The sequence below is a fragment of the Gulosibacter hominis genome (assembly GCF_904842695.1).
Lineage (GTDB): Bacteria > Actinomycetota > Actinomycetes > Actinomycetales > Microbacteriaceae > Gulosibacter > Gulosibacter hominis.
This window is the reverse complement of record NZ_CAJGWQ010000001.1, coordinates 22,688-41,638: the sequence shown is the minus strand read 5'-3', so window position 1 is coordinate 41,638 and position 18,951 is coordinate 22,688. Positions and strand designations below refer to the sequence as shown.

Sequence of the window (18,951 nt, the reverse complement as noted above, 5' to 3'; positions counted from 1 at the left end):
TGCTGTGGTACGCGTATTAATTATCGTGTGCGCTCGAAGCCTCGCTTGAGCTGAGCTGCCGCAGCACAGTTTCAATTGCCTGTGTTTCGGTTTCGGGTGGTTCGGGGCGCGCGTGCGGCACGCGCGAACCGAGCACTTGCGCCACGATGTTCATGGCAATTTGCCGGGGCGTAAGACCCGCATCCGCGAAAATTTCATCGCGGCTCGCGTGATCGATGAACTCATCGGGCAATCCGAGTTCGGTAACCGTGGCCTCAACCTCGGCGGCACGCAGGTCTTGGCGGATGCGAGTGCCGATGCCGCCAACCACAATGCCGTCCTCAATCGACACCACGAGTCGATGGTGGCGGGCGAGCGCGATCACGCTCTCGAGCACCGGAACCACCCAGCGGGGATCAACAACGGTGACCCCAATCCCCTGCTTTTCAACCAGGTCAGCAACCGCCAGCGCGAGCTTCGCCATCGGGCCAACTGCGACGATCAGCACATCCGGGCGGCTGCCGCGCCGAAGCAGATCGACGCCGTCGGCAAACCGCATTTCGGCTTCCATCTCGTCGCCAACTTTGCCCTTCGAATAGCGCACGACGGTTGGGGCATCTTCGATCGCGACCGCTTCACGCAGCTCTTCCCGCAGCCGGGTGGCATCTCGCGGCGCGGCAATCCGGATGCCCGGCACCAGCTGCAGCAGTGAGAGGTCCCACAGGCCGTGGTGACTGGGGCCGTCCGGCCCGGTCACGCCGGCACGGTCGAGCGCAAAGGTCACGCCCGCCCGGTGCAAACCGACATCCATCAGCACCTGGTCAAGGGCGCGGTTCATGAATGTTGCGTACAGCGCCACCACCGGGTGAAGCCCGCCAAACGCCATACCGGCGGCCGAGGTGACCGCGTGCTGTTCGGCAATGCCCACATCAAATACGCGGTCGGGGTACGCCTCTGCGAAGGGCGCGAGTCCAACCGGCCGCAGCATGGCCGCGGTAACTGCCACGATGTCATCACGTTCGGCGCCGAGTTTGACCATCTCTTCGCCGAATACGCCCGTCCACGACTGGCCCGAAGATTCTGAAACCGGTTCGCCGGTGATCGGATCGATCTGCCCCACCGCATGAAACTGGTCGTTTTTATCGTTGCGGGCGGGCTCGTATCCGTGGCCCTTTTCGGTGATGGCGTGCACGATCACCGGTTTGCCGTAGGCGCGCGCCAATCGCAGCGCTTCTTCCATCGCCTTTTGATCGTGGCCGTCAACCGGTCCGAGATATTTGATGTCGAGGTCGGAATACAGGCCGCCGGTGTCCCCCAGCCGGGATGCGAATCCGTGCAGCGCACCGCGAGTGGCACGGAAAATACCGCGACCGAATTTACCGAATAGCCGCGAAAACAGGTTTTTCGATTTTGATTGCAGACTCGTGTACACCCGGTCGGTGCGCACCCGGTTGAGGAAGCGCGCGATACCACCGATTGTCGGCGCATACGAGCGACCGTTGTCGTTCACCACGATCACGAGCCGACGGTCATTGTCGTCGGTGATGTTGTTGAGCGCTTCCCAGGTCATCCCGCCGGTGAGCGCACCGTCACCCACCACCGCAACAACGGTGCGATCGTCCTGCCCCGACGCCTTCCAAGCCCGCGAAATACCATCGGCCCAGCTCAGCGAGCTCGACGCATGTGATGACTCGACAATGTCGTGCTCCGACTCGCCGCGCTGTGGGTATCCCGCCAGCCCACCGCGCTCACGCAGCTTTGAAAAATCTTGTCGTCCCGTCAGTAGTTTGTGCACGTACGACTGGTGACCGGTGTCAAAAATAATTGCGTCAGTTGGCGAGTCAAAAACCCGATGAATGGCCAGTGTTAGCTCGACCACGCCGAGGTTGGGGCCGAGGTGACCACCGCTGCGCGACACATTTTCGACCAGGAACGAACGGATTTCGGCTGCGAGTTGTTGCAGCTGCTGTGCGTTGAGTTCGCGCAGATCGCGCGGGCTTTGGATGCGCGCGAGTAGCGATTCGCTCATGACGCCTGTTCCCTCCTGCTCGACCATATGCTTCCCTGCAACTCAAGTTGCTCGATGCCGCAGCACTGAACGGTAAGAGTTCATTCTAAGCGCAGTGGGCGCAACCAGACTGGTTGCGCCCACTGCGTGGTGTGGTTCAGAGCCGTGTGACTACTTCTGTACCAGCGACCGCAGCACGTACTGCAGGATGCCGCCGTTACGGTAGTAGTCAGCCTCACCCGGCGTGTCGATGCGCACTACCGCGTCAAACTCGACCGGCTCTTTACCCTCGGGCGAGTCGGCGGTGGGAGTAGCCACCACGTGCACGGTCTTCGGGGTGACGCCCTCATTGAGCTGCGTGAGACCGGTAATCGCGAACTCCTCGGTGCCGTCAAGGCCCAGCGACTGCGCAGATTGCCCCTCGGGGAACTGCAGCGGAACAACGCCCATGCCGATCAGGTTCGAGCGGTGAATACGCTCAAAGCTCTCGGTAATTACGGCCTTGACGCCGAGCAGGCGCGTGCCCTTGGCAGCCCAGTCACGCGATGAACCGGTGCCGTATTCCTTACCGGCAAGCACCACCAGCGGGGTGTTCTGCGCGGCATAGTTCTGAGCCGCGTCGTAAATGAACGACTGCGGGCCACCGGCCTGGGTGAAGTCGCGAGTGTAGCCACCCTCAACACCATCCAGCAGCAGGTTTTTCAGCCGAATGTTGCCGAAGGTACCGCGGATCATCACCTCGTGGTTACCGCGACGCGAACCGTACGAGTTGAAGTCCTTGCGCTCGACACCGTTTTCGGCGAGATAGCGGCCGGCTGGCGAGTCAGCCTTGATCGAACCGGCGGGCGAAATGTGGTCGGTGGTGGTTGAATCACCGAGCTTGGCCAGCACACGGGCACCGGCGATATCGGCGACCGGAGTGGGCTCGAGTGCCATGCCCTCGAAATACGGGGGCTTGCGCACATAGGTCGATTCCGCATCCCATTCAAAAGTGGCACCGGTGGGGGTTGGCAGCGAACGCCAACGCTCGTCACCCTCAAACACCGACCCGTATTCGCTGGTGTACATTTCGGTGTCGATTGCCGATTCGATGGTCTGCTGCACCTCGGCAGCGTCGGGCCAAATATCGCGCAGGTAGACGTCGTTACCGTCGCCATCCTGGCCGAGCGGTTCGTTTTCAAAATCGAAGTCCATCGTGCCGGCGAGCGCGTAGGCGACCACCAGCGGCGGCGAAGCCAGGTAGTTCATCTTGACGTCGGGATTGATGCGACCCTCAAAGTTGCGGTTACCCGAAAGCACCGCGGTAATGGCGAGATCGTTCTCGTTGATCGCATCCGAAATCGGCGCGTCGAGCGGCCCCGAGTTACCGATACAGGTGGTGCAGCCGTAGCCAACAAGGTAGAAGCCGAGCTGGTCGAGGTACTTCGTGAGCCCCGCCTTCTCGTAGTACTCGGTAACGACCTTCGAACCGGGAGCGAGGGTGGTTTTTACCCAGGGCTTGCGCTGCAGGCCCTTTTCGACAGCGTTGCGCGCGAGCAGACCGGCGGCCATCATCACCGAGGGGTTCGAGGTGTTGGTGCACGAGGTGATCGCGGCAATACCGACGTGACCGTGGTCGAGCACGAAGGTGTCGTCATCATTGTTCACCGAAACGGGTCGCGAAGGGATGCCGTCAACCTTGTCGTCATCGGTGAACTTCGGCAGCGTCTCGCGGAACACATCCTTGGCCTCACTGAGCAGGATGCGGTCTTGCGGGCGCGAAGGACCGGCGATCGAGGGCACCACGGTCGACAGATCGAGTTCGAGGTATTCCGAGTAGTTGGGCTCATTGGCCGGGTTGTGCCACAGTCCCTGTTCCTTGGCGTAGGCCTCGACCAGGCGCACCTGGGCTTCGTCGCGGCCGGTGAAACGCAGATAGTTGAGCGTCTCGTCGTCGATGGGGAACATTGCCGCGGTCGAGCCGAACTCGGGCGACATGTTACCGATGGTCGCGCGGTTGGCGAGCGGTACCTGGGCGACACCCTCACCGTAGAACTCAACAAATTTGCCGACCACGCCGTGCTGGCGCAGCATATCGGTGATGGTGAGCACCACGTCGGTGGCGGTCACACCCGAGGGAATCGTGCCGTTGAGCTTGAAGCCCACAACCTTTGGAATGAGCATCGAAACCGGCTGGCCAAGCATGGCGGCCTCGGCTTCGATACCGCCGACACCCCAACCGAGCACACCCAGACCGTTCACCATGGTGGTGTGCGAGTCGGTACCCACGAGGGTGTCGGGATACGCCTGCTTGACACCATCCTGCTCGCGCACGAAGGTAACGCGCGCCAGGTACTCAATGTTGACCTGGTGCACGATACCGGTGCCCGGAGGAACGACCTTGAAGTCATCGAAGGCGGTCTGACCCCAGCGCAAGAACTGGTAGCGCTCGCCATTGCGCTGGTACTCGATTTCGACGTTGCGCTCGAACGCGTCCGAGCTGCCGAAAAGCTCGGCGATCACCGAGTGGTCGATGACCAGTTCTGCCGGAGCCAGCGGATTGATGGCCTCGGGGTTACCACCCAGATCGGCAACCGCTTCACGCATGGTGGCCAAGTCGACGATGCAGGGAACGCCGGTGAAGTCCTGCATCACCACACGAGCCGGAGTGAACTGAATCTCGGTGTTGGGCTCAGCCGACGCATCCCACGCACCCAGAGCCTTGATCTGCTCTGCGGTGACGTTCGCGCCGTCCTCGGTGCGCAGCAGGTTTTCAAGCAGCACCTTCAGGCTGAAGGGCAGCTTGTCGTGGCCGGCAACCTTGTCGATGCGATAGATCTCGTAATCGGTGCCGTCGACGTTCAGTACGTCTTTTGCACCGAAGGTGTTCACTGCACTCATGCGGATACTCCTTCGATCGGATTTATCTCGATATCAAGATATCTTATCGGGTGTTGATATTGGCTGATGACGTTTTGCTGGGTTTGGCGGCACGACGGGCGCACAGTCGAGCCAGGACGACGCTGAGAATCACGGCAAGCGCGTACAGCGGCACACCCATCACGATGCGCGCAGTAGCGAGCGCTTCAACCGCTCCGGCCTGATAGAGCGGTACCTGCACCAGCAACCGGATGACAAACACACCCATCCACATGATGGTCAGCCCGTGCATCCACAGTCGCTGCCGACGCGATCGCCGCCAGTGCGCGAGCTCGGGCCACAGCAGCCCAACCACCACACCAATCAGCGGCCAACCAAAAGCGATCGAAACCGCAAGTCCGACAGTCCACAGGGCGTTGATCCAAAGGCCGAGCACAAAATAATCGACCCCCTGACCGGTGGCGACTGCGATAAGGCCGCTCACGACCATCCCGAACAGCCCCGCAACCGCACCACCGACCGGCTGTTTCATCACCAGCCGCACAATGATCGCCAGCACCCCAAGCGCTGCCGGTACGGCAACTGCCACACCCAGCTCACCAACAAACCGGAAAAGCAAAACGAATGTCAGGCTCGGAACGATGGCCTCGACAATCCCGAACCAGCCACCAAATGTTTCGAGCACCTGCTTCCCGCTCAGCTCGCCGTCCGCAGCCTTGCCAATTGCGCTGCTACGGGCCGCGTCGGTGAGCTTGTCGCGCAATTGCTCACGAGTCGCAGTGCTCGTTGACTTCGCCACCGACTCGGCAGTAGACGACCCTGACGCCGTATCTGCCGAGTTGCGCGGTTGCGGGTCGGTGGGCACTATTTTTCGCCGCCGTTCTGCTGTTTGAGCAGTTGTTCCCGAACTTTTTGCTGTGCGAGCTGAGCCGTGCGCTGCTCAGGAGTGGGCGGTGCTGCCTGCTGCTGCTGTGCTGCAGCCTGTGCCGCTGCCATCTGCTGTGCCATCGCCTCGGGCACCTGCAGCGGCAGCAGATCACGCGGCGGCACCGGATGTGCACCGCGCACAACCGTTAGCCCGCGGAAGATCTCATAGAGCTTGTCACGAGCCTCGTCATCGACCGTTGCCTGCCCGGTAATGACCCCGCGCAAAAACCAGCGGGGACCGTCGACGCCGATGAACTCGACTCGCCGCTCAGGCTTACCGCCCGCAATCACCGGAACCTTGGCGTGCAACACGGTACCGAGATCAGTTTCACGCTCTTCAGCCGTGCCGCCCTGTTTGGCGAGCTGTTCGACGAGCTGTTCCCGCACCGAAGCCCAAAGTCCCGACGAGCGCGGGGTAGCAAATGCCTGCACCTGCACGCTCGATTCACCATAATCCAGTGCAATTGCGACCAGACGCTTGGTTTTTTCCTGCACTTCAAGCCGCAGCCCGAGCCCCTCTACCACCGGAATCCGAATCGCTCCGAAGTCGATAACGTTGCCGGCCTCATGGTCATCAGCCTCATCAAAAGGGCCGTTCTCTTCGCGGTCTTCGGGTGCCTCTTTATCGCGCAGCCCTTCTTCGACCTCGAGTTCGTCTTCGACCTCGAGTTCTTCCTCATCGTCGAGGACGAGGCGATCAGCCTTTGCCCTGGGCTCTTCACGCTTGAAAAAATCAAAAAGTCCCATGAAACCTCTCCTGCAAATTTGCTGTTTTCAAACTACTCGGCCTCGGTTACGGTGCGCTGGCCATATCCACTCGAACCAAAGCCAGCATCGCCACGCTCACCGCTTGGCAGCTCGGTCACCGCTCGATACGTGATTTGCGGAATGGGCAGCACTAGCAGCTGGGCGATGCGGTCGCCGGCTGCGATCTCATATGCCTCGCGGTGGTCGGTGTTGAGCAAACACACCTTGAGCTCGCCACGGTAGCCGGAATCAATGATCCCCGGAGCATTCACGATGGTGATGCCGTGTTTGGCCGCCAACCCCGAGCGCGGGGCCACCAAACCGACCGTGCCATCCGGCAGCGCAACACTCGTACCCGTGGGCACCAGTGCGCGCTCCCCCGGCGCGAGCGTCAGTGAAATCGCCGAGACCAGATCCGCACCGGCATCGCCCGGATGCGCCTGAACTGGCTGCGTCCCGGTAAAGGGGATATCGAATGATTCGGTCATAGCTCGAGGTTACCGTGTCTGCATCCCGAGGCGGCACGAGTGGTGACTGTCATTCAGCATCTGCACGGATGCATCCGCCCACAATGGAAGTGTGCGATTTCGAGAACGAGTAACCCCGACCATCTTCGCCTTCTTGGTGAGCGCGATGGTGATCCCGGCCGTACTCATCGTCTTTTGGCCGATCAATGCCACGGTCGGGATCATCCTGGCAGTCGCCTGCTATCTGGGGATCTGTCTCATGCTGTGGCTGTCATCGCCAGTTATCGAAATCGATTCGACAACCCTGCGCGTCGGCTCGGCACGGGTGCCGCTTCGCCACATCGGTGACGTGACAGCCTACGCCGACCGTGATCGCGCCCGCATGGCCGCCGGTCCAGAATTGGATGCGCGCGCCTGGACCTGCCTGCGGGGTTGGGCTCCGCTATCGGTACGGGTTGAAATCAGCGACCCGCTCGACCCCGTGCCCTACTGGTTGTTCTCCACTCGCCGCCCTGTCGAGCTGCAGCGCGAACTCAAACGCGCGGCTGCGGCCGTACAGCAGCGCTAGCCACTGACAGCCACAACCGCGCGAAAAATACTTGGGCTACAGGCCTCGTTAGAAGGCGCAGTCGTTGCAGATCGGATTGCCCTCGGTCGACTGCGGCGAAAGCTGCGAGCGGTGCTTGATCAGGAAACATTCCATACAGGTGAACTCATCCACCTGCGGCGGAATTACGACCGTCTCCAGCTCGACGTCCGAGAGATCGGCGTCGGAGAGGTCGAAGCCGTGCACGCCATCGCCCTGGTCGATGTCAACGTTATGAGAGCTCGACTGCGGCACTCGCTCTTTGAGAGCCTCGATCGAGTCGTTATCTTCTTCGCCTTTTCGGGGCGCGTCGTAGTCGGTTGCCATTACCATCCAAATTTCGGTTACCCGGGAAATCATTTCCCCGTCGGCGCGCTATTTTGCACGAACCTACACCATTGCGCAAGTGCTGACTCGCGGCGCGTCGAGCGCGAAACTCTCAAGTAGCACTTCAACCCGATTCCGCCACGATTTTTCGGCGCGCTGTGGTCATGTCACCGCACCGCGCTTGAGAGGCGAGAACATCACTGCATTGGCATCCGTATGGCTACGGCTTGAGAACCGGGAGGCACAGTGCAAGAGCTCCGTTTTGTGGGCGTCGAGCAGGGCGCCGTTATTGCAACCAACGCTGAGGGCGAACGTTTCCAGCTCGTCATCGATGATGCGCTGCGCAATGCGCTTCGGCCGCAGCCCGCACATCGCTCGACCGAGACCAAGACGGTGCCTCCACGACTGATCCAGCAGCTCATCCGGGCTGGCCGCACCGTGCGAGAGGTGGTCAACCAGACCGGCGCCGATCAAGAAATCGTTGAGCGCTTCGAGGGGCCGATTCTCGCTGAACGCGGTTATCTCGTAGAGCAAGCCCGCGCGGTGCCGGTGCGCCTGCAGCAATCGATCGACCCGCTTGCCGGCGAGGGCGCAACCTTTGGCTCCGCCATTAACGAGCGACTCGAGCAGCTTGGTGCCGAAAACGTGCGCTGGGATGCTTGGAAAGACCCCGAATCGGGCTGGCACATCGGCATTGATTTCACCACCGATGAGGTTGAGCGCAATGCACTGTGGGCGTTCGACCCCAAAAGCCAGTCACTCGACCCGCTCTCACCGGCGGCAACCAACCTGTCTCAGCAGGATGGCGCGGCACACGTTTCGGCACCGCATTTGCGTGCCGTCGACCACGGTAGCGCGGTGATTCCACTGGCATCTACCGATGAATCAGCCGATAGCACCGACGCTGCGGCACAGCGCCACAACACCCAGTTCGACACTGCCGATCTACTCGATGCGCTGCGTCGCCGCCGCGGCGAACGCGCCAGCGACCCGTATGACGAAGAGGCGGAATACGTTGACGATGAGTTTGATGAAAACTTCGTCGACGATTTTTCAGCAGCGCATGAGCCCGAGCGGGAAGCTACGGTCACCCCATTCCGGGCGGCCGGCACCAACACCACCCGCGCGGTCGATATTCCGCTCGCGGGCCTGGATGAAGACACCGAACTGGATGCGGATTCTGCGCCCGAGGAATCGAGCGCGGACACTGCTTCGCACGATCCTGATACTTCGGACGATGCCGCCGACGAAGACTCGGAGGCCAGCCGCGGCGCCTCGCGCGCAGCTCGGGAATCGACTGACGGCACCAACGAATCTCGTAGCGGCTCAGAAACCAACAGGCTCAGCTACGACACCGGATCCCTCGGTCGACGCGGCCGTTCGGGCCGCCCTCAGATGCCATCCTGGGACGAAATCGTTTTCGGCACCCGCAGCGACGATTAACCGGGTCCGAACACAACAGCCGCCTGCCAGTTGCGGTTAGCAAAAGGCGTTCTAGCCGGCAAAGGCACCGTGCCGCAGCAGCGGTACGAGCGTTTCGGCATCCGTGATTGATCCGTGCTGCCCGATCATCCGCCGTTTTGATTCGGGGGTGCCGGGAGCGTGATAGGTCAGCTCAGCGGTCGCGGCAACGAGCACATCCCCGATTCGCGCTTCGGCACGCGGATCAATATCGGCACCGAACCATCCCGCGGCGATCGCCTCGGCACGAGTGCACACCACTGCTTGCCCTGCCTCTTCGTCGGCAATCCGCCGGGAGAACTCAAGACCCGCCCGGGGTGATGGGTCACTGAGGTAGAGGTGGCGCAGTCGCGGTTCGCCCGCAATAGCTGCCACGTCGTCGAGCAGATCGGTGTTGAACTCACGATAGTTCTCTTTTGGAATATCAACCATGCCGTGGTCGGCCGTGACCAGCACCCCGATATCGTCCGGCAGCTCGTTGAGCAGCTGCGCGAAGGCCGCGTCAAGTTCTTCCAGCTGCTCAATCCAGGCGTCGCTACCGCATCCGTAGCGGTGTCCCGCCTGATCGAGTTCGGCGTGATAGAGATACACGAGGTGGTTGCCAGCTGCGCGACACACGCGCGCAGCAAGCTCGCAACGCTCCCGCATCGAGTCACCCGCAATAAATCGGGCGCCACGAAGCGACGCATTTGTCAGCCCCGAGTCGGCATACTCGGCCACTGAAATCACCGTCGGGCGCACCCCACTGCCACGCAGCTGTTCGAACACCGTGGGGCGAAGCTGCCAGCTGGCTGGCTCCATCCCCGGCCCCCAGCCGCTGAGCTGATTGCGCAATACGCCGCAGGTCCGATCCCACACCTCGTAGCCGACCATGCCGTGTTCACCAGCGGCGCGCGCGGTGGTGAGCTGGGTGATTCCGGCAGCGGTTGTGGATGGAAACGAAAAGGCCGTCGCGTCCGCATCCCATCCCGATAGCAATCGTCGAGCGTGCCCGGATCGGGCCATCAGCGGGGCCACGCCGAGCCCGTCCACGAGCATCACGATCACACCACGTACCGCCGGCAGCCCCAGCGAATCGGTCTCACCGCGGATCGCTGACAGACAATTCGGCATCACCGCGGCGAGTGCGGGCCGAGATTCCGCGCTGGTCAATACGATGGAGTTCACTCGGGCTAGTCTCCCACAGCCCGCGGGCCCGTTTCAGCAATCGAGGATTCGTAGTACATGAGTAAGAGCCTTGCCACATTCGAGAGCCGGATTGACGATGTCGATGTCTCGGCCGAGATGCGCAGCTCATTTCTCGAATATTCCTACTCGGTTATTTATTCGCGCGCCCTCCCCGACGCCCGCGACGGCCTCAAGCCCGTGCAGCGGCGCATCCTCTATCAGATGACCGAAATGGGACTGCGTCCCGATCGCGGTCACGTGAAATCGGCCCGTGTGGTCGGCGATGTGATGGGTAAACTTCACCCGCACGGTGATAGCGCCATCTACGACGCGCTCGTGCGGCTGGCGCAACCGTTCGTGCAGCGCGTGCCGCTGGTGGACGGTCACGGCAACTTCGGTTCGCTCGATGACGGCCCGGCAGCAGCTCGCTATACCGAGGCGCGCCTCACCGCGGCCGCCCTGGCGCTCACCGAATCGCTCGATGAAGATGTCGTCGACTTTGTGCCGAACTACGACAACTCGCTGCAACAGCCCTCGGTATTGCCATCGGCATGGCCGAGCTTGCTCGTCAATGGTGCCAGCGGTATTGCGGTGGGGATGGCGACCAATATGGCGCCGCACAATTTCGGTGAGGTGGTGGCTGCGGCTCGGCACCTGCTTGAGGTGCCCGACGCCACACTCGACGAGCTGATGGAGTTTTTGCCCGGCCCCGACCTTCCCGGCGGCGCCCAGATTGTCGGCCTGGACGGCATTCGGGATGCGTACGAAACCGGTCGCGGATCGTTCAAAATGCGGGCCACCGCCAGCATTGAACAGATCACGGCACGCCGGCGCGGCATCGTCATCACCGAACTCCCCTACGGCGTCGGCCCCGAGAAGGTCATCGAAAAAATCAAGCAGGGCGTGCAGTCAAAAAAGCTCGCCGGCATTTCGAACGTTGACGATCTCACCGGACGCGACCACGGCCTGCGCCTGGTGATTGAGGTAAAAACCGGTTTTGCACCCGAGGCCGTGCTCGAGCAGCTTTACCGGCACACGCCGCTGGAAGACTCGTTTCACATCAACAATGTCGCACTCGTGGACGGCGGACCGCGCACGCTCGGGCTGATCGAGCTGCTCCGGGTGTATCTCGACCACCGTGTTGATGTGGTGCGTCGTCGCAGCCAGTTCCGTCTCAATCGCCGTCGTGAGCGGCTCCACCTGGTGGAGGGCCTGCTGATCGCCATTGTCGATATTGACGAGGTGATCCAGATCATCCGCTCATCGGACGATGCGCCACAGGCGAGTGAGCGACTCAAGCTCGTTTTTGATCTTTCGGATGCCCAGGCTGAATACATCCTCGAGCTGCGGTTGCGTCGACTCACCAAGTTTTCGCGCATTGAACTTGAGGCCGAGCGCGATCAGCTGGCACGCGAAATCGCCGAACTCGAAGCGCTGCTGGCTGATCGGCAGCTATTGCACGCCCAGGTGTCACGCGAGCTCGAATCGGTGGCCGATCAATTTACAACCCCGCGCCGCACGGTGCTGCTCAGCGAGGATGCGGTGGCTGCCTCGCCGCGCTCGAAAAAGGCCGTGAGTGCCGAGGCGTTGCAGGTGAAAAATGAACCCACCCGCGTGTTGCTATCGACTTCGGGCAAGATTTTGCGCGTCGACCTCGGCGATAATGACCTCTTCCCGGCGCCGAAACGACGCTCAAAACATGACGCCATCTTGGCGCAGGTTTCGTGCGCATCATTGGATGAAATTGCTGCGGTGACCAGCGCTGGTCGCGTCTACAAGATGGTGGCTTCATCACTACCGGTCGCCCCGGCCGCATCCACCATCATGTCGGCGGGTGTGAATGCACGCGACTATTTCGGAATTAGCGACCGCGGTGAGCGCGTGGTGGGGTTGGTTGCCCTCGGCAGTGAAACTCCTCTCGCGCTGGGCACTAAAAACGGTGTCGTAAAGCGCGTCAATCCTGCTGATTGGGGCAAGCACACCGATCTGCCGGTGATCACGCTCAAACCGGGCGATGAGGTTGTTGGCGCTGCGCGAGCCGGCGACGATGCCCAGCTGGTGTTCATCACCTCAAACGCACAGCTGCTGCGCTATTCCGCATCGCTGGTGCGCCCGCAGGGAATCACTGCGGGCGGTATGGCAGGAATTAAACTCGCCCCGGGCGCGCGCGTGCTTGCCTTCGGTGTGATCGTTGCCGATGCGGCCGAACGGGCGCGGGTGGTTACCGTTGCTGCGCCAGTGTCCGACGACGATGGGCTCTTTGAAACGGATGCCTATGGCACAGCAAAGGTCAGCGCGCTCGAAGACTTCCCGCCGAAGGGCCGCGCGACCGGCGGCGTTCGGGCACAGCGTTTTCTCACCGGCGAATCTGAGCTGGCGCTTGCCTGGACCGGTGGCGAACCGCCACTGGCAAATGCGCGCGACGGCGCCATTCGGAAGCTGCCCGAGGAACTCGGTCGTCGCGACGGCTCGGGGATGCCGCTGGAGGGCGCGGTAGGTTGGCTCGGCGGTGCAATGGGAGACAACCAGGACTGACCGCGCTCGGCCGCACCAAGCTTTCCAATCTGCTATAAAACTGCTCACCAACAGTCACAGAGTGTCAGGCCAGTATCGAATCTCGCAGCATTTCACCACCTGGCGAGGTAGTTTTCGAGTTTTTCGCAAACTCTCTTTGTGAATCGCATACACAAGTGCGAAAAACGTGGCAATATGTCAGTTATGCGATGAAAGACGGCACCGAAGCTGTCGCCCATCGCTATGGCCGAGTGTCACTTCGATGCTCAACCATCTGAGTTCCCGCGAACACGACGAAGGAGTTGCAATGATGCAACCAACCCAAAAAACGCGTCCCGTCCGTCGCCTGATGTCGCTGGTGGCTGCAGCCGCCGGTGCGTCGCTGCTGCTCACCGGCTGCGTGAACAACGAAGCCGCCAGCAGCGGTGAGGGCGCTGGAGCTTCACAGGAAGCCAAGATTGAAGTCTCGAAGTCGGAAACCGCCTCGGCACTCGTCCCCGACGATGTCCGCTCGAGCGGTGTGCTGAAGGTTGGCACCGACGCTACCTATGCCCCCAACCAGTACGCCGGCGCTGACGGACAGCCTGTCGGCTGGGAGGTCGAACTGGTTGAGGCAGTGGCCGCCAAGCTCGATCTGAAGGTCGAGTGGTCAAAGCTCGGTTTTGACCAGATCATTCCCCAGGTAACCGGTGGCACCCTCAACATGGGTTCGTCGAGCTTCAGCGACACCCTTGAGCGTCAGAAGTCGGTTGACTTCGTCGACTTCTACAGTGCCGGCCTGCAGTTTGTGCGCGGTGCCGACGAAGACCCGCTGCCCGAGTCGCTGTGCGGTCTCACCATCGGCGCTCAGGCTACGACCACCTCGGACGACTACCTCAAGGCGGCGAGCGAGGAATGCACCAAGGAGGGCAAGGAGCCCATCCAAATCCTGAAGAAGGATGGCCAGGACGAGGCCACCAACGATGTGGTGCTCGGCAACACTCCCTACATGCTCGCCGACTCACCCATCGCCCAGAACAGTGTGAAGGTTGCCGGTGATTCGGTGGCTCTTGAGGGTGACGTGTTCGATGCAGCGCCCTACGGCCTCGTGCTCGCCAAAGACTCGGAGATGACCGAGGCAGTTCGGGTGGCGATGCAGGAGCTCATGGACGACGGCACCTACACCAAGATCCTCGAAAAGTGGGGCGTTGAAGACGGTGCCTTCACCGAAGCAAAGGTAAACAGTGTCACTGAATAAAACTACTGGCAACGACACCGCGGTGGTTGCGGGTGAGCCCATCACCGCGGTGCCGCTGCGCCACCCCTGGAGAAATGTTCTCGCCGTAATCCTGCTTTTGGTGTTGGCGTTGTTCATCTACGACGCCGCCACCCGTGAGCAGTACCGCTGGCCGCTTGTCGGGCAGTACCTGTTTGATGTGCGCATCTGGCAGGCTGCGGGAGTCACCCTCGCGCTTACCGTCCTGTCGATGGTGCTGGCCGTAATCATGGGTCTGGTCTTGGCGGTCATGCGGCTGAGCGATAACCCGGTGTTGAAGTCGCTGTCGTGGCTTTTCCTGTGGTTGTTCCGCGGCACCCCGGTGTACGTGCAGCTGGTGTTCTGGGGACTGCTCGGCACGATCTATAAGACCGTGACCGTCGGCGTCCCCTTCACCGATGTCGAGCTGTTCACGTTCTCACCTTTCGAAGGGTTCAGCCTGTTCTGGCTCGCCGTGCTGGGTCTCGCGTTTAACGAGGCGGCCTATATGGCGGAGATTATCCGCTCGGGTATCCTCTCGGTCGATCGCGGCCAGGAAGAGGCTGCGAAGGCACTCGGTATGACCTGGCGGCACACCATGCTGCGGATCGTGATCCCGCAGTCGATGCGCGTCATCATTCCGCCCACCGGCAATGAGCTGATCTCGATGCTCAAGACCACGTCGCTGGTCACCGCGCTTGGCTACACGCTCGACCTCTATGCGCGTTCGCGCGAAATTTCGGCCGAGCTGTACGCACCGGTGCCGCTGCTGATCGTGGCGAGCATCTGGTACCTGGCAGTGACGAGCATCCTGATGGTTGGCCAGCACTACCTCGAGGCCCACTTCGCCCGCGGCATCGCGCCCGAGAAGCAGCGCCCCGACAACCGCACGGCCGAGCAGCTCGCCACCGGTGCTGTTGGCACCGCTGAAGACCCGACTAACACCAACACCACCGCACCGAAGGGAGACGGCGCATGAGCACGAACGCTACCGCAGCCACGCCAATGGTGCGTGCCGAACACATCGTGAAACGGTTTGGTTCGAACACGGTGCTGAAAGACATTTCGCTGACCGTGGAACGCGGTCAGGTGCTGTGCCTGGTTGGGCCTTCGGGCTCGGGTAAGTCGACCTTCCTGCGCTGCATCAACCACCTCGAAACAATCGACGGCGGCCGGATGTGGGTCGAAGATGAGCTGATGGGTTACCGGCAGCGCGGTGACAAGCTCTACGAGCTCGCACCCCACGAAGTTGCTCAGCAGCGTGCCGATATCGGCATGGTGTTCCAGCGGTTCAATCTCTTCCCGCATATGACGGTGCTCGAAAACATCATCGAGGCTCCGACGCGGGTGAAAAAGGTGCCGCGCAAGCAGGCCATCGATGAGGCCCACGCACTGCTGCGTCAGGTTGGTCTCGAGCACAAGGCTAAGTCGTATCCTGCCCATCTCTCGGGTGGTCAGCAGCAGCGCGTGGCGATCGCGCGTGCGCTGGCGATGAAGCCGAAGCTGATGCTCTTCGACGAGCCCACTTCAGCGCTCGACCCCGAGCTGGTAGACGAGGTGCTGCAGGTAATGAAGCAGCTCGCCGAAGACGGTATGACCATGGTCGTGGTCACGCACGAGATGGCGTTTGCCCGCGATGTGGGTGACCACCTGGTGTTCATGGCCTCGGGCGTGGTCGTCGAGGAAGGCGACCCCAAGGAGGTGCTCACGAACCCCCAGCGTGAGCGCACCCGCGCCTTCCTGCGCCGTGTGCTCTAGGTGTCATTTAGCGCTCGACAAAACGGGGCGGTGTCGCCATTGCGACACCGCCCCGTGGCGTTTTCCGCCGCCGTCGCTACTGCTCAGACTCGCCTTCACCGCACTCGTCGCGTTCCACCCGGTCGCGGTCGAGTTTTTTGAGATCGTAGAGCAAAAAATCAGCGTCGAGGATACCCGAGGGCTTCTTCCCCACCCCGTTCATCCGGCCGATATCTTCAAACCCAAAGTTGCGGTGCAGTCGCAGGCTCGGCTCGTTCGCGCTGTCAATCACCGCCGCCACATGGGTGAATCCGGCATCCGCGATGGCGTGCATGAGCGCGGGGAGCAGCTGCTTGCCCAGGCCCAGGCCCTGCGCATCCCGGTGCAGGTAAATCGAGTGCTCGACCACACCCGCCCAGGCATCAAACGGCCGGAACGGACCGCACGAGGCGAAACCGAGCACGCGGCCATCCTCTTCTGCCACCAGCACCGGATGTCCGGTGGCGCGACGCGACTCAAGCCAACCTTCGCGATCCGCTTCGGTTTCGGGTTCGATGCGCCAACTTGATGGGTTCGTAAGGGTATCGGCGTTCAGAATCGCCACGATCTCGGACACATCCGCCGCATTCGCTTCTCGAATTAGCACCCGATGACGTTAGCCAAGTGCCGAGCGAACCGCAAGCCCGCACCGATGTGCAGCCTAGGTGTCGATGAGTTCGGGTACAACTTCGTCGGCGCCGGCGATGATGAATTCTTTGCGCGGGGCCACTTCGTTGCCCATCAGCAGCTCAAACACCGTTTCGGCCTCGGCCGCATCCTTCATCGTCATCCGCCGCAACAGTCGGTGTTCGGGGTTCATAGTGGTGTCCCACAGCTGGTCTTCATCCATCTCACCGAGACCCTTGTAGCGCTGAATCGGCTCCTGGTATCGGCGACCGGTGCGCTCGAGTTTCGCCAGTAGCTGCTGCAGTTCCTGTTCGCTATAGGTGTAGATGGTTTCGTTTGGTTTTTTACCGGGATGCACCACCACGACCCGGTGCAGCGGTGGAACGGCCGAATAGACCCGACCGGCTTCGAGCATCGGACGCATATAGCGGAAAAACAGGGTCAGCAGCAGGGTTCGAATATGCGCACCGTCGACGTCCGCATCCGACATGATGATGACCTTGCCATACCGGGCCTGATCGAGATCGAAGGTGCGTCCCGAACCGGCACCAATCACCTGAATGATGTTGGCGCATTCGGCGTTCTTCAGCATGTCGGCAAGCGATGCTTTCTGCACATTCAAAATTTTGCCGCGGATCGGGAAAAGTGCCTGCACTTCGCTGTCGCGTGCCGGTTTTGCGGTGCCGAGCGCCGAGTCACCCTCGACGATGAACAGCTCGCTGCGTTCCACATCGTTTGAGCGGCAGTCAACGAGTTTCGCCGGGAGTGACGAGTTTTCGAGCGCGTTTTTGCGACGCTGCGTCTCTTTGTGAGCGCGCGCCGAAATGCGGCTTTTCATCTCGGTGACGACTTTTTCGAGCAGCATCGAAGTTTCGGTTTTGTCCTGCCGCTTTGTCGACCCAAACCGCTCTTTCAGCCCCGCCGTAACCGCCTTCGACACGATTTGCCGCGCCTGCGGGGTTCCGAGCACCTCTTTGGTTTGGCCCTCAAATTGCGGTTCGGGGATGCGCACGGTCACCACGGCGGTCAGCCCGGCGAGCACATCATCCTTTTCAAGTTTGTCGTTACCAACCTTGAGGCGACGCGCATTTTTTGTGATCTCATCTCGCACCACTTTGACGAGGGCCTGTTCAAAACCCGCCAGGTGGGTTCCGCCCTTGGGGGTTGCGATGATGTTCACAAAGCTGCGCTGTGTGGTTTCGTAGCCGATACCCCAACGCAGGGCCACATCAACGTGCATCTCGCGATCAACCTCGCGCGAAACCATATGTCCCGAGGCTTCATCGAGCACCGGCACAGTTTCGACGTACTCCCCCGACCCCTGAATGCGCCAGGTTTCGGTGACGGATGCATCCGGTGCCAGATATTCGACAAACTCTGAAATACCGCCCTCGTAGCGGTAGGTTTCGACCTCGGGTTCGTCGGGATCGCGCCGGTCATCAATGGTGATTGCCAGCCCGGGCACCAAAAACGCGGTCTGTCGAGCGCGTTCCTGCAGCTTTTCGAGGTCAAATTCGGCGTCCTGTACGAACACCTGCGGATCAGCCCAGTAGCGCACGCGGGTGCCGGTGACACCGCGTTTCACCTTGCCGAGTTGGCGCAGTGACGCTGATCCGGGATGCTCGGTGAACTTGGCATCGGGTGTTGGTTCGGCCTTGCCGTCGGCAAATTCGCCGGCCACGCCGCGGCGAAAGCTCATCGCGTGGGTTACCCCGCCGCGGTCAACTTCAACGTCGAGCCGCGCCGAGAGCGCGTTCACCACCGAGGCGCCCACACCGTGCAGGCCACCTGCCGCGCCATAGTTACCGCCGCCAAATTTGCCGCCGGCGTGCAGTTTTGTGTACACCACCTGCACACCGGTCATGCCGGTGCGCGGCTCAATATCGGTGGGAATACCGCGTCCGCGGTCGTGCACCTCAACCGAGCCATCGGGATTGAGCCGCACCAAAATTTCGTCGCCGTAGCCGCCCAGTGCCTCATCGACGGCGTTGTCGATGATTTCCCAAAGGCAGTGCATCAGGCCGCGCGAATCGGTCGAGCCGATATACATACCCGGCCGCTTCCGCACCGCCTCGAGTCCGTCGAGCACCTGCAGCTGTGCGGCTGAGTAGTCGTTGGCCAATGCGCCTCCGGTAGCGGTGTGAGAGCGAATAGATACAGCAAAAATCTATTGCCGTTCCTCGCAATACCCCCTCAGGCGCACCGGCCTTCGATAAACCAATCGCTAGAATTGTCGCCAGCCAACGACCCCGATTGAAAAGTGAGCTTCGCC

General features: G+C 61.4%; 15 protein-coding genes. 6 read left to right on the top strand and 9 right to left on the bottom strand.

Features of this window, described 5'->3' with window-relative positions; genetic code table 11:
• Nucleotides 1–16: 16 nt before the first annotated feature.
• The 5 genes from dxs to dut form a co-directional block, all read right to left on the bottom strand.
• Nucleotides 17–2,008: a 1-deoxy-D-xylulose-5-phosphate synthase gene (gene dxs / locus JMV54_RS00160; RefSeq protein WP_201516874.1), complete on the bottom strand. Its 1,992-nt coding sequence runs from the start codon at nt 2,006–2,008 to the stop codon at nt 17–19.
• 150 nt (nt 2,009–2,158) lie between these two features.
• The gene (gene acnA / locus JMV54_RS00155; RefSeq protein WP_230972530.1) at nt 2,159–4,867 is read right to left on the bottom strand and encodes an aconitate hydratase AcnA; all 2,709 of its coding nucleotides are present in this window, start codon (nt 4,865–4,867) and stop codon (nt 2,159–2,161) included.
• A 43-nt stretch (nt 4,868–4,910) separates the two neighbouring features.
• The gene (locus tag JMV54_RS00150) at nt 4,911–5,711 is read right to left on the bottom strand and encodes a DUF3159 domain-containing protein (protein WP_201516873.1); all 801 of its coding nucleotides are present in this window, start codon (nt 5,709–5,711) and stop codon (nt 4,911–4,913) included.
• On the bottom strand, nt 5,711–6,520 hold the full coding sequence (locus tag JMV54_RS00145; RefSeq protein ID WP_201516872.1) for a DUF3710 domain-containing protein: 810 nt from the start codon (nt 6,518–6,520) through the stop codon (nt 5,711–5,713). The genes JMV54_RS00150 and JMV54_RS00145 overlap by 1 nt, the downstream gene beginning before the upstream one ends.
• Nucleotides 6,521–6,552: 32 nt before the next feature.
• The gene (gene dut / locus JMV54_RS00140; protein ID WP_201516871.1) at nt 6,553–7,008 is read right to left on the bottom strand and encodes a dUTP diphosphatase; all 456 of its coding nucleotides are present in this window, start codon (nt 7,006–7,008) and stop codon (nt 6,553–6,555) included.
• Nucleotides 7,009–7,099: 91 nt separating this feature from the next.
• On the opposite strand from dut, the gene JMV54_RS00135 reads away from it, so the two are divergent.
• Nucleotides 7,100–7,555 (top strand): DUF3093 domain-containing protein, encoded by a 456-nt coding sequence (locus JMV54_RS00135; protein ID WP_201516870.1) that lies wholly within the window; start codon nt 7,100–7,102, stop codon nt 7,553–7,555.
• 48 nt (nt 7,556–7,603) lie between these two features.
• Here JMV54_RS00135 and JMV54_RS00130 read toward each other — a convergent pair whose 3' ends face one another.
• Nucleotides 7,604–7,900, bottom strand: coding sequence for a DUF4193 domain-containing protein (locus JMV54_RS00130; RefSeq protein ID WP_201516869.1), 297 nt, complete (start codon nt 7,898–7,900; stop codon nt 7,604–7,606).
• A gap of 246 nt (nt 7,901–8,146) precedes the next feature.
• Here JMV54_RS00130 and sepH point away from each other — a divergent pair, with 246 nt between their 5' ends.
• Nucleotides 8,147–9,343, top strand: a complete 1,197-nt coding sequence (gene sepH / locus JMV54_RS00125; protein ID WP_201516868.1) for a septation protein SepH — start codon at nt 8,147–8,149, stop codon at nt 9,341–9,343.
• A gap of 51 nt (nt 9,344–9,394) precedes the next feature.
• On the opposite strand, the gene JMV54_RS00120 is transcribed toward sepH, so the two are convergent.
• Nucleotides 9,395–10,528, bottom strand: a complete 1,134-nt coding sequence (locus JMV54_RS00120; RefSeq protein ID WP_230972735.1) for an alkaline phosphatase family protein — start codon at nt 10,526–10,528, stop codon at nt 9,395–9,397.
• A 57-nt stretch (nt 10,529–10,585) separates the two neighbouring features.
• Here JMV54_RS00120 and JMV54_RS00115 point away from each other — a divergent pair, with 57 nt between their 5' ends.
• The 4 genes from JMV54_RS00115 to JMV54_RS00100 all read left to right on the top strand — a co-directional run bounded on the left by JMV54_RS00115 (nt 10,586) and on the right by JMV54_RS00100 (nt 16,034).
• Complete coding sequence (locus tag JMV54_RS00115; protein WP_201516867.1) at nt 10,586–13,063, top strand: DNA gyrase/topoisomerase IV subunit A; 2,478 nt, start codon at nt 10,586–10,588, stop codon at nt 13,061–13,063.
• A 286-nt stretch (nt 13,064–13,349) separates the two neighbouring features.
• Nucleotides 13,350–14,279, top strand: a complete 930-nt coding sequence (locus JMV54_RS00110) for an ABC transporter substrate-binding protein (RefSeq protein WP_230972734.1) — start codon at nt 13,350–13,352, stop codon at nt 14,277–14,279.
• The gene (locus tag JMV54_RS00105; RefSeq protein WP_201516866.1) at nt 14,266–15,255 is read left to right on the top strand and encodes an amino acid ABC transporter permease; all 990 of its coding nucleotides are present in this window, start codon (nt 14,266–14,268) and stop codon (nt 15,253–15,255) included. The genes JMV54_RS00110 and JMV54_RS00105 overlap by 14 nt, the downstream gene beginning before the upstream one ends.
• Nucleotides 15,252–16,034 (top strand): amino acid ABC transporter ATP-binding protein, encoded by a 783-nt coding sequence (locus JMV54_RS00100; protein WP_276529507.1) that lies wholly within the window; start codon nt 15,252–15,254, stop codon nt 16,032–16,034. The genes JMV54_RS00105 and JMV54_RS00100 overlap by 4 nt, the downstream gene beginning before the upstream one ends.
• A gap of 76 nt (nt 16,035–16,110) precedes the next feature.
• Here JMV54_RS00100 and JMV54_RS00095 read toward each other — a convergent pair whose 3' ends face one another.
• Nucleotides 16,111–16,659, bottom strand: a complete 549-nt coding sequence (locus JMV54_RS00095; RefSeq protein ID WP_201516865.1) for a GNAT family N-acetyltransferase — start codon at nt 16,657–16,659, stop codon at nt 16,111–16,113.
• A gap of 54 nt (nt 16,660–16,713) precedes the next feature.
• The gene (locus JMV54_RS00090) at nt 16,714–18,801 is read right to left on the bottom strand and encodes a DNA gyrase/topoisomerase IV subunit B (protein WP_201516864.1); all 2,088 of its coding nucleotides are present in this window, start codon (nt 18,799–18,801) and stop codon (nt 16,714–16,716) included.
• Nucleotides 18,802–18,951 lie beyond the last annotated feature (150 nt).